Annotated in this window: 11 protein-coding genes; all 11 read right to left on the bottom strand. The window is 35.0% G+C overall.

Going from position 1 to position 11,818, the window contains the following annotated elements; translation table 11 throughout:
* Positions 1–78: 78 nt before the first annotated feature.
* The 11 genes from ACNQGH_RS20295 to ACNQGH_RS20245 all read right to left on the bottom strand — a co-directional run bounded on the left by ACNQGH_RS20295 (position 79) and on the right by ACNQGH_RS20245 (position 11,714).
* A complete protein-coding gene (locus tag ACNQGH_RS20295; protein ID WP_417957841.1) occupies positions 79–1,530 on the bottom strand; it encodes an LptF/LptG family permease in 1,452 nt (483 codons plus the stop codon).
* Positions 1,531–1,537: 7 nt separating this feature from the next.
* Positions 1,538–2,179 (bottom strand): outer membrane lipoprotein periplasmic chaperone LolA1, encoded by a 642-nt coding sequence (lolA1, locus tag ACNQGH_RS20290; RefSeq protein ID WP_417957839.1) that lies wholly within the window; start codon positions 2,177–2,179, stop codon positions 1,538–1,540.
* 49 nt (positions 2,180–2,228) lie between these two features.
* Positions 2,229–4,679: a DNA translocase FtsK gene (locus ACNQGH_RS20285; protein WP_417957838.1), complete on the bottom strand. Its 2,451-nt coding sequence runs from the start codon at positions 4,677–4,679 to the stop codon at positions 2,229–2,231.
* 19 nt (positions 4,680–4,698) lie between these two features.
* The gene (locus ACNQGH_RS20280) at positions 4,699–5,073 is read right to left on the bottom strand and encodes a diacylglycerol kinase family protein (protein WP_417957837.1); all 375 of its coding nucleotides are present in this window, start codon (positions 5,071–5,073) and stop codon (positions 4,699–4,701) included.
* Between the two features lie 10 nt (positions 5,074–5,083).
* Positions 5,084–5,581 carry a thiol peroxidase gene (tpx, locus tag ACNQGH_RS20275; RefSeq protein ID WP_417957836.1) on the bottom strand — a complete coding sequence of 166 codons (498 nt, stop codon included), beginning with the start codon at positions 5,579–5,581 and terminating at the stop codon, positions 5,084–5,086.
* A 192-nt stretch (positions 5,582–5,773) separates the two neighbouring features.
* Positions 5,774–6,031, bottom strand: a complete 258-nt coding sequence (locus tag ACNQGH_RS20270; protein ID WP_417957835.1) for a DUF6952 family protein — start codon at positions 6,029–6,031, stop codon at positions 5,774–5,776.
* Positions 6,032–6,081: 50 nt separating this feature from the next.
* On the bottom strand, positions 6,082–6,390 hold the full coding sequence (locus ACNQGH_RS20265; RefSeq protein WP_416835483.1) for a thioredoxin family protein: 309 nt from the start codon (positions 6,388–6,390) through the stop codon (positions 6,082–6,084).
* An 82-nt stretch (positions 6,391–6,472) separates the two neighbouring features.
* Positions 6,473–7,111, bottom strand: a complete 639-nt coding sequence (locus tag ACNQGH_RS20260) for a peroxiredoxin (RefSeq protein WP_417957834.1) — start codon at positions 7,109–7,111, stop codon at positions 6,473–6,475.
* A 139-nt stretch (positions 7,112–7,250) separates the two neighbouring features.
* Positions 7,251–8,861, bottom strand: coding sequence for a glycoside hydrolase family 3 protein (locus tag ACNQGH_RS20255; RefSeq protein WP_417957833.1), 1,611 nt, complete (start codon positions 8,859–8,861; stop codon positions 7,251–7,253).
* A 25-nt stretch (positions 8,862–8,886) separates the two neighbouring features.
* Positions 8,887–10,152: an MFS transporter gene (locus ACNQGH_RS20250; RefSeq protein ID WP_417957832.1), complete on the bottom strand. Its 1,266-nt coding sequence runs from the start codon at positions 10,150–10,152 to the stop codon at positions 8,887–8,889.
* A 29-nt stretch (positions 10,153–10,181) separates the two neighbouring features.
* Complete coding sequence (locus ACNQGH_RS20245; RefSeq protein ID WP_417957831.1) at positions 10,182–11,714, bottom strand: glycoside hydrolase family 10-like protein; 1,533 nt, start codon at positions 11,712–11,714, stop codon at positions 10,182–10,184.
* Positions 11,715–11,818 lie beyond the last annotated feature (104 nt).

Raw genomic sequence — 11,818 nt, 5'->3', positions numbered from 1 at the left:
CTTTGATCGTCTGGGAATGTCTTTATAAACTCTAAAATATTCTCACCCTGAAATATCTTTTCCATATCCTTGTATTTACTATAAATATAAGTGTTTTTTATGTAAGTAACTCGATATTTTTTTATATATTTTTTGGAATGGTGCCAAAACAACATCCATATTTATTAGTCCAATATCATTTGTGGCTCTGTATGTTAATAAAATAGCCAAGGGGGAGAGGATTATCGAAGATAACCAGGCACCCATAAATGGAGTTAATCCATTTTCCTGTGAAATTCTTTTGCCAAAAGTATTTATAAAATGGAAGGTTATGAAAATTAAAACGGCAAAAATAATAGGTAGTCCAAGCCCCCCTTTTCTGATGATGGCTCCTAAAGGTGCTCCTATAAAAAACATCAAAAAACAGGCGTATGCAATTACGAATTTATCGTAAAATGCCAATAAATGATTGTTGATGTTTTTTCGTTTTGCTTTAAATTCCGTTTCACTGGCATCGATGTTATATTTTGTACTTGCCAGATTACTGATGGCAAGTTCTAAAATCTTAGATTTTTCATCATTGTTGTATAATGACAATATATTATTGGGAAGCGGTTTGCTTTTTTTGAGTGGCTTTATTTTATTGTCCCTCGGAATTGCAATGCGCTGATTCATGTTTTCCGAAAACGAAAGGATATCCGTTTTTAAATTCTTATGTAAGGAATCCAGTGTATAATTTAATTCACTCACATTAAGCATCGTATTGGTATTTGCGATGCTCTGATCATTCACATCGACTTTATTCAGTTTTGATAGATCGATATTGATGATGTATTTTTTAAATGAACTTTTAGCAAATGGCATTTTGCTTCTGTCTTCATATTTTTTGGGAACGATATCTTCGTAATAGTAGCCATTATTCAGTACCAATTGCAGAATGCTGGATTTCTCGCTGCTAATCAATTCTCCATTTTTGGCTTTGATAACGGTTTTACTGCCGTCACCAAGATTTGATTTTTTGTGGATTGTAATTCCGGTCAGGAAATTTCCATTCTCTCCGGATTTTTTATTCACTTTGATATTATAAAAACCAACATCACTAAACTGACCTTCGGCGATTGCCAGAGCAGGTTTGGCCTGAGCAATGTTTTTTCTGAAATTGATGAATTTATATTCCGCAAAAGGAATGACGTTATTGGCAAAAAGAAAGGCGATGAATCCCAATATAACAATAAAAATAGTTAAGCTTTTCAAGGCCCTGTTCAGTGAAACACCCGCCGATTTCATAGCAGCCAATTCATAATTTTCGGACAAATCCCCAAAAGTCATTATCGAAGCCAATAGTACTGATAGCGGTAAAACCAAAGGGATTATTCGAGGCATTGAAAATCCCAAAAACTTGATAATCATTAGTAAATCCAAATCTTTACCTGCCAATTCGGATATAAATAACCAAACGGTCTGAAGTATAAAAATGAAAAATAGTATTACAAATACAGTTGTAAATGTAGTCAGAAATGTTTTTAATAAGTATTTGTCAAGAATTTTCACCTAAGAATTAATCTAATTTATTGATGTAGTAATTTGGATATTTACTTTCGGTAAAGGTAAATTGATTTTTTGACAAAGGTTGGTTGGTTTTAAAAGAATTAACGGTTAAAGTAGTTTTTGTGCCTTTTTTACCCATTTCAATTAAGTTGTAGATGTGTTTGGTCTGTACGTCAATGCCTAATAATATTTCTTTTCTTTGATCTTTTGCATTGGTAGGAACCAATTTAATGTACTGAATTTTTCTTCCTTTTACATCCTGCAAAATATCCATATTATATCTGTAACCAGAGTTGAAAAAAGTCAATAACTTGGAGGGAGTGATGGCATTGTCGTCTTTGTCACTTACTTTAGAAATAGTGATTTCTTCATCTTCAGGAACAATGGTATAGCTTTTTTTACCGTCAAAAATTTTAGTGACTCCCATAAAATTCAATACAAATTGATTGCCTTTCATGGTTACATTTCCTTTACTGTCCTGGTTAATATTTTCTTTGGCATTATTCAAAGAATATTTAAAATCAATAACGATATTATTATAACTTCTGACTTTTGCTGTAACCTGATCTAAAAGGTCTTTCGCTTTTTTGTCTTGCGCTTGAATTGAAAAACTAAAAAATAGTAAAGCTGCAATTTGAAAAAATCTACTCATCCTTTTTATATTATTTTTTTTTAATTCTTGAATCTTTGATTCCATGGTGTTAGTTGTTTTGTTCATTGTTGAAAAATTGATCAAGAGAACTCATGTCCAGAATGTTTACACTACGTGCTTTACTTCCTTCAAACGGGCCTACAATTCCAGCGGCTTCCAATTGATCAATTAATCGACCTGCTCTGTTGTAACCTAATTTTAGTTTTCTTTGTAACAATGAAGCCGAGCCTTGTTGTGCATTTACTATTATTTCGGCGGCTTCTCTAAACAAAGTATCTCTTTCGGAAATATCCATATCAAGATTAATGCCACTTTCCTCTCCAACAAATTCCGGAAGCAGATAAGCTGTCGCATAGGCTTTCTGAGAACCGATGAATTCGGTGATTTTTTCTACTTCTGGTGTATCTATAAAGGCACATTGTACGCGAACCACATCATTTCCGTTGGTGTAAAGCATATCACCCCGTCCGATCAATTGATCAGCACCCTGAGTGTCAAGAATGGTTCGGGAATCAATTTTGGAGGTAACTCTAAAAGCAATTCTCGCAGGGAAATTGGCTTTTATCAAACCTGTAATTACATTAACAGAAGGTCGTTGGGTCGCTATAATTAAGTGAATTCCAATAGCTCGTGCCAATTGTGCCAAACGGGCAATGGGAACTTCAACTTCTTTGCCTGCCGTCATGATTAAATCGGCAAACTCATCTACAACAAGAACGATATAAGGTAAAAAACGGTGTCCGTTTTCCGGATTCAGTTTTCGAGCTTTAAATTTATCGTTGTACTCTTTGATATTCCGTACCATCGCATCTTTTAATAAAGAATAGCGGTTGTCCATTTCTACGCAAAGTGAATTCAGGGTATTGACCACTTTTGCATTATCAGTAATGATAGCGTCATCCATGTCCGGAAGTTTCGCTAAATAATGTCTTTCAATTTTATTAAAAAGGGTTAGCTCTACTTTTTTAGGATCGACCAAAACAAATTTAACTTCGGCTGGATGCTTTTTGTACAAAAGCGAAGTCAAAACAGCATTTAATCCAACTGATTTACCCTGTCCGGTAGCTCCCGCCATCAACAAGTGAGGCATTTTGGCTAAATCAACCACAAAAGTTTCATTCGAAATTGTTTTTCCAAGAGCGATTGGCAATTCCATTTCGGCTTCCTGAAATTTGGCGGAACCAATAACACTTTTCATCGAAACCATTGTCGGATTCTTATTGGGAACCTCGATTCCGATGGTCCCTTTTCCTGGAATAGGAGCAATGATACGAATTCCTAATGCCGAAAGTGACAAGGCGATATCATCTTCTAAACTTTTGATTTTTGAAATACGAATACCCGCTTCCGGTACAATTTCATATAAGGTAACTGACGGTCCGACAGTAGCTTTTATCTGGGCAATTTCAATCTTGTAATTGCGCAGCGTGTCAACAATTCTATTTTTATTTTCTTCCAGTTCTTCCTGGTTGATGGTGATTCCTCCGGTTGAATATTCCTTTAATAAGTCTATCGTGGGGAATTTATAATTGGATAAATCCAGGGTTGGATCAAATAATCCAAAATCAGCCACCAATCGGGAGGCTAAATTTTCCTCAATAATATCTTCTTCCGGAGCAGTTTCTATAACAAAAGTATCCAAAGGGTTCGAAATGATTTCCGGACTGGCCGCTGGTGTCACTGCCATGGCAAGAGGTTTCGCTATGGGGTCCAGATTAATTTCGGAGGAATTGTTGATTGTTGGTTTTAACGCTTCCTTGTTAATTTCGAACTGGGTACCATTTGTTTTCAGATGAATGTCGTCAATTTCCTGTTCTGCAACCGCAAATTCTTCTAAATTATACCCGCTGCTTTTTGCTCCATTTAGCGGAATAGTGGCTAAATCAGCTTTGATTTCTTTTTTTGTAGTGTCAAAAAAAGATTGAATATTTTCGGGGGAAATTTTGATTTTGAAAATTGCATAAATGATTAATCCGAACAACAAAATCAATAAAGTTCCTGTTTTTCCAATGTAATCCTGCAAAAATAAATTCAGTTCAAATCCAATTGTCCCTCCTAATTCGGGTGCTGAAGTGGCAAAAAATCCAAACAAAATCGATACAATAATGATTACGAATAAATCCCAAAACCAAATATTCTTCAGTTTTTTTAACGAAATAGCCAAAACCATATACATTCCTGTCAGGAAAAACAGACGTACCAATATAAATGCGGCAAGTCCAAAACCTTTATAAACAAGCAGATCTGCTAAAAAGGCACCAAATTTCCCTAGCCAATTGTGGACCGTTTCGGTTCTGTCGGTCAATTCACCAACAGCACTTTGATCTTGTTGTCCATAAATGTAAAAGGAAATAAATGCAAATAATAAAGCAATTGAAAATAATACCAAAAGGGAACCAAAAACAATTTTGTGTTGTTTGGTTAGTTGCAATGGATTATTGACCTCCTTTTCAGAATCCTTTTTTTTATCTAAAGGTGCTGTTTTTGTTGTTTTTGCCATTCTTGATTGTAATAATACCTTACAGAAGTATTGGTATATATATGATTAAACCGATTACTATTGCTGTTAAAGCAGCAAAAAAAACTGCTCCTGCAGCAATATCTTTGATAAATCCAATTCTTTCATGATAATTTGGATGAATAAAATCGGCTATTTTTTCAACAGCCGTATTTAAACCTTCAATGCTCATCACCAGGCCAATGGCCAAGGTTTGAAAAAGCCATTGTGTGGAAGTTATTCCAAAATAGAATCCGGCAAAAGTCATTAGTATACCCAATGAAAATTGTACCATTATACTGTGTTCAGTGCTAATTAATTTTACGGCACCTTTAAAAGCGTACGTGACACTTTTTAATCTTCCGGTAAAAAAAGTATTGTCTTTTTCAAATTCCATTCAGATACTATTAAAGTGCTGCTAATGCCGCTTCGTAATTTGGCTCATCAACAATTTCAGAAACCTGCTCGGTATGGGTAACTGTTCCGCTTTCATCAACTACAATGATTGCTCTGGAATGCAATCCGGCTAAAGGACCGTTTACAATTTCCAAACCATTGGTTTTACCAAAAGCTCCAGCTTGGAAATCAGATAAATTAATAACATTTTCAAGTCCTTCAGCACCACAAAACCGGTTTTGGGCGAAAGGTAAATCTCTTGAGATACATAGTACATTGGTATTTTCCAATTTACTTGCGCTTTCGTTAAATTTTCTAACGGATGTGGCACAGGTACCTGTATCAATACTTGGAAAAATATTCAAAACTAATTTTTTTCCGGCAAAGTCACCTAGTGTAGCAACGGACAGATCGTTTTTAACTAATTTAAAATCACTCATTTTTGAGCCTACTGTTGGTAATTCCCCTAAGGTATTTATTGGATTTCCTTTTAATGTTATCGAAGCCATAATTTTTGTTTTTTAATGAGGTTCAAAAGTATGAAAATTATTTAAGATTTAGTGAGGAAACTTAGTGATAAAGTTCAAGATTTTGGAGTATTAAGTAAACCCGTACAACCTACTATCTATTTTATGAGATGCATAAAAAAACGCAGCCGTTTCGGACTGCGTTTTTAGAAATATTGAATTAAAATTTCTTTTTTATTTGTCGATAGAACCCAGAACACGCTTCATAAAACCGTTCAAAGCTTCTTTTTTATCAGTTCCGGTTTTTACCAGTTTGTTTACTTCCAAAGCACCATACATATTAGAAATTAATTCGCCAATTACATCTAATTCTTCATCTTTCAATGAAATGATTTCAGTCATTGCTTCCAAAACTTCAATTGTTTCTATGATGTAATCTTCATCATTTTCTTCTATAAACTGCGTTAAATGCTTAATAACCGGTAATTTCATCTGAGTTTTTTTAATAGATAATAGGAATTGTATGCTGTTTAGGAAGACTTTTAAACAATTTCGTTAACTAATTCAATCAGTACTTCTTGTTTATTCGTTTGCGTTTCGTTTACTAATTTACCATTTACAAAAGTGGCAAAAGTCGGTAAATTACTCACATTAGCTAATTTTCTTGATTCAGGAAAATTTTCAGCATCAACAAGAGCAAAAGTAATTGTCTCGTTTTCTGAAGCCAATTTTTTGAATTTTGGTTTCATAATGCGACAATTTCCACACCATGAGGCCGAAAATTGAACTACAACTTTTTCGTCTTTTGCAATTAAATCCGCTAAAGTATCTTCGTTTAATTCGATTAACATAGTTTTTGATTTTTTAATTGAGTAACAAAATCCAATGGCAATTTAAAATAGTGAAATTGCCATTGCTATTGCCATTGTTTTATTAGTTTAAAGTTAAATATTCCGCAGTGCTTTTTCTGTCAGCGCTCATTGCTTCTTTTCCGGCTTCCCAGTTGGCAGGACAAACTTCACCTTTTTCCTGTATGTGTGTGTACGCATCAACCATACGTAAATATTCATTTACGTTGCGGCCTAATGGCATATCGTTTACACTTTCGTGGAAAATTTTTCCCTCTTCATCAATAAGGTAAGTAGCTCTGTATGTTACATTAGATCCTTCGATAATAATAGAATCCGTTTCTTCACTGTATCCTGTTTCTTCAATATCAAGAATTCCTAAGATATTGGATAGGTTTCTGTTGGTATCAGCAAGAATAGGGTAGGTAACACCTTCGATTCCACCATTATTTTTTGGTGTATTTAACCAGGCAAAATGCACTTCATTGGTATCACAAGAAGCACCTATAACAATTGTATTTCTTTTTTCAAATTCTGGTAAAGCAGCTTGAAAAGCATGTAATTCAGTTGGACATACGAATGTGAAATCTTTCGGGTACCAAAACAAAAGTACTTTTTTGTTGTTTTTTGTAGCTTCTTCGAAAATATTGATTTTTAGATTATCACCCATTTCTGAGATAGCGTCTACTGCAATGCTTGGGAATTTTTTTCCTACTAATGACATATTATTTGTTTTAATTAATTTTTTTGATGGTGCAAAAATAGCCTAAACGGTTGAATTGAAATAATAGCGTTTGATTATAAATATTTATTTATAAATAAATATTTCTTATGACAGAGTGTTTTAAAATTAAAACCACGAATTAAATACCGTTAACAGTCACAGGCAGAGTGCCTTTGCAATGGGTGTTTTCTAAAAGTTGTTCCGCTGCGGTTTCTTGAAATTCTGTAAAATCCTGATACATTTGAACGATTCCTAAAGCGTGTTTTAAATTTGGGATCACCTGAAGTGCATAAGGGTTTCCAAAAACATACAAAACACATTTTTTATTTTGGAACAAATTACCCAAAAACTGAAGTGTTTCATCTTCAATATCAAAATTATTTAAAGGTTTTGCCTTTGGAACGAACAATGAAATAATAATAGTATCAAAACGGATTAGTGCTTCTTCCAATTCTTTTATTGTCAGATCACTTCCCGTTCCATAACAAAATTCAGGAGAAGGCAAGGCAGCTGTCAGGTTTTTAAAAAATGTATTGTTGGTGTTTTTATAGAGGCTGAGTTTGGCGAGATCTTCTCTGTTTTTGGCATCAAAAACAGTCACGGTATTGTGGTTGTCTTTTATTTTTGTAATACAGTTTTGAGCAATTTTCAGGTTTAAGGCAACAGTGGTTTCAAAATCAAAATCACTTTGTGAAAGATTTGGTAAATGGAGTTTCCTGTTTACAATTCCCGCTTTTTGTTTGCATTTCCACAATCTGTTAAAACTGGCTTCAATTCGGTCCGGAGTTGCTTTTTTTAGTATTTCCTGAATTCCTTCCGGTACATTTTCGGTAAAACACAAGACATCATTTCCAGCATTGAAAGCTTCCCATTCCAGTTGTCCTTTTTTCTTATATAATTTGGAGACGCTATGCATATTCAGTGCATCCGAAATCACCAGGCCATCGTAACCCAATTGCTCTCGCAGAAGCGTTTGGATTACCGATTTTGATAATGTTGCCGAAGTATCTTTTCCGTCATTCAAAGCAGGAACGGCCAAATGACCGATCATAATAGAATCAACATTGTTTTCGATACCCTGTATAAAAGGATATAACTCATTGGCTAATAATTCTGCTTCTGTTTCTTCTAGGACGGGTAATCCTAAATGCGAATCGACATTGGTATTTCCGTGCCCCGGGAAATGTTTGAGACAACCCAAAATACCAACATCATTCATTCCTTTCAGGTATTCAAGGGCAAATTGCGCTACTTTTTCTTTATTTTCACCAAAAGAACGATACCCAATTACAGGATTATTGGGATTAGTATTGATATCCGCCAATGGCGCTAAATTATAATGGATTCCAACTGATTTTAAGTCCAGACCTATTTGTTTGCCTACCTCGTAAACCAAATGTTTTTCACTATTCGGTAAAGCGCCAAGGGTAATGGCATAAGGATATTGGGGTGTTTTTTCGACGCGCATGGCTAATCCCCATTCTGCATCGATACTCATCAACAAGGGAGTCGTAGCACAGTTTTGATAGCGAACAATGAGCTCTTTTAGACGCTGAAAACTGGCATCATTTAAAACTACTTTTTTCTTGGTTTCATAATTTGTTGCGGCACTGGCCCTGCTATGAAAAAAAGTCAAACCGCCTATATTGTGGTCTGTGATTAATCGTTCGGTTGCCAGGATGTTTTCTTCGGTATCATTTATAAAAACGGCGGGGAAGAAAAATTGCCCTATTTTTTGTTCTAATGTCATTTTGAAACAGCCTTAATTTGTAAAATTAAATATCTGATTTTTTTCCAAAATCGGAAGGAAAAAGTAAAAATCGGGAAAGGATTAATCCTGGTATTGTGGCGCAAAACACCCAAATAAAGAAATTTCCGTAACCCAAATATTCCTGAATAAATCCGCTCAGCATTCCCGGAAGCATCATCCCCAAAGCCATAAATCCTGTCGCAATAGAATAATGAGACGTTTTTGATTCGCCATCGGCAACGTAAATCAAATACATCATAAAGGCAGCGAACCCAAATCCATACCCAAATTGTTCTGCAATTACGGTGGCATAAACATAGAAAATGGATTCAGGATGAAAATGGGATAGTAAAATGAATCCTATTATAGGCAGGTGCATGGCTAAAAACATAGGTAACATCCATTTACCAAGACCTCCTTTTGAAATGGCTATTCCACCAAGGATCCCTCCGATTACCAGCGCAGTAACTCCAAAGGTGCCATAAATAATACCGACATCTTCAGTGGTCAATCCCATACCGCCTTTGATTTTTTCATCTATTAAAAATGGAGTTAACATTTTTAACAATTGGGATTCTCCCAATCGGAATAGCAATATAAAGGTCAATACAATTCCAATTTGTTTCTTTTGAAAAAAGGTTTTAAAAACAACCGTGAAACTCTGTTTTTTTTCAGTTTCAGTTACAGCTTTAGTTTCTTCCACTTTTGGAGTGGTAAAAAAGTTATAGAGGGTTAGAAAAACCATAATCAGGGCTACAATTATCATCGTATACGACCAGGCTTTGCTTTTGTTTCCATATTTTTGCTCCAGAAAACCACCCAGAATTACGATTAATCCATTGGCGGTAAGCATGGAAAGTCTGTAAAAAGTGCTTCGGATTCCTAAGAAAAAAGATTGTTGTTCTTTGGCTAAAGCCAACATATAAAAACCATCGCTTGCAACATCATTTGAAGCTGAGGCAAAGGCCGCAACCCAAAAAACAGCCAGGCTCAGTACGAAAAAATTGCTCATCGGAATGGTTAGTCCCACAATTAAAAAGGCTATTGCGATAACCAATTGCATCGCCAGAAACCACTTTCTTTTGGTGGCATATAAATCTATAAAAGGGCTCCATAATGGTTTAATAACCCAAGGCAGGTATAATAAACTGGTATAGACTCCGATGTCTTCATTGTTGATGCCTAAACTCTTGTACATAATGACCGATACGGAGATGATGATGGCATACGGAAAACCTGACGCAAAATTTAATAATGGAATCCAAAACCAGGGGCTACTGTCTTTTCTCATTTAAGATGGAATAATATTCAATTCAAATTTTATAGTGTGAAATTAACTAAAGTGGGTTGACTTTCATTACCATAAAAATCGATGAATGTAATGGCGCAGCTTGTGTTTTTATCTAATTTATAGGTTGGAATCACAATTTCAACAGTATCAATATTCTCTTTAAATGCTATTTTATCAATAATCTGACTGGGATCACTGATGTCAATTTTTGAATTAAATTTAGCGCCATAAACCATAACATAACGGACTTTACTGTATAATGGATATTTAACATTAAAGCTTGAAGAAATGGGATTTACCAGAACGCTGTTCACAGTAGGTACAATAACCATTTTTTTAATGGAATTAGGAACTACAGTAGGAAGTGCAGGGTATTTGTATTGGTTTGCTACCAATAGTTGTGTTACGTTCTGATTTCTGTTTAAAAATGATTTGGCACTAAAAAAAACATTTCCCTGAATGTTTTTATAACTACGGGTAATATCAATTTGATTCGGAATTTCATTGGGGTTATTCCATTTTTTATCGGAATCGGTATTTATTTTATAGGTTCCGTTTCCAATGTAAATGGCTGTATTGGTTGAGTTTTCAGACCACCAACGCAATAATTTTGAATAGGAAGCTTTCGGATGATCCATGCTCCAATACAATTGTGGCACGAGATAATCAATCCATTTGTTTTGCATCCACGCGATGGGATCAGCGAATAAATCATCATAATTGGTTTGTCCGGACTCTGTTTCAGAACCTCTTGGATCCACTGATTTATTTCTCCAGACTCCAAAAGGACTAATGCCAAATTGTACCCAGGGTTTTATGCTTTTTATCGAAAGAGAAACACATTTTACAAAATTATTGACGTTAGAACGTCTCCAGTCTTCTAAACTTAACCCGTTTCCATATTTTTTAAATGAATCGGTGTCATTAAATTGTTCTCCTTTTATTTTATAGGGATAAAAATAATCATCAAAATGGATGGCATCGATGTCGTATTTTTCAACAACTTCTTCAACTACGGACAATAAATGGTTTTGCACTTCTGGCAGTGCCGGATTGTAATAGTATTTTCCGCCATATTTAATCATCCATTCCGGATGTTGGTAAAAATCGTGTTTCGGGCTTAAAATAGCCGTGTTCAGGTCCATTGTGGCACGATACGGATTTAACCAGGCGTGAAATTCAAAACCTCTGGCGTGGGTTTCGTTTATCATCCATGCCAATGTGTCAAAATAGGGTTTTGGGGCCTGTCCTTCTTTTCCGGTCAAAAAACGAGACCATGGCGCTAATTCCGTTGGATAGAAGGCATCTCCGACACTTCTGATTTGTACAATTACAGCATTATAGTTTAATTTTTTATAGGCATCTAAAATTTCAATAAAATCAGCTTTTTGTTTGTTTTCATTGTCCGTACTGCTTTTTGGCCAGTCGATATTAACAACGGTGGCGATCCAAACTGCTCTAAATTCATTTTTAGGATTTGCAGCCATCATTTGTGCATTTCCATTCCAGGAAGAAAGTAAAAAGCACGAAATAAGTACCAGGGCAAGCTTGCATTTTTTCATTGGGATTGTAATTTATAAAGTATTCAAAAATAGTTTTTTTAGTGAAATTTACCAGTTAAAAAGGGTATAAAATTTGACTTATTTTACTAGCGCAATTTCTTTGC

Origin of the sequence: Flavobacterium kochi, assembly GCF_048286715.1 — a bacterium.
GTDB lineage: Bacteria > Bacteroidota > Bacteroidia > Flavobacteriales > Flavobacteriaceae > Flavobacterium.
The sequence above is the reverse complement of the archived record's forward strand: the minus strand, read 5'-3'. Positions and strand labels throughout refer to the sequence as shown.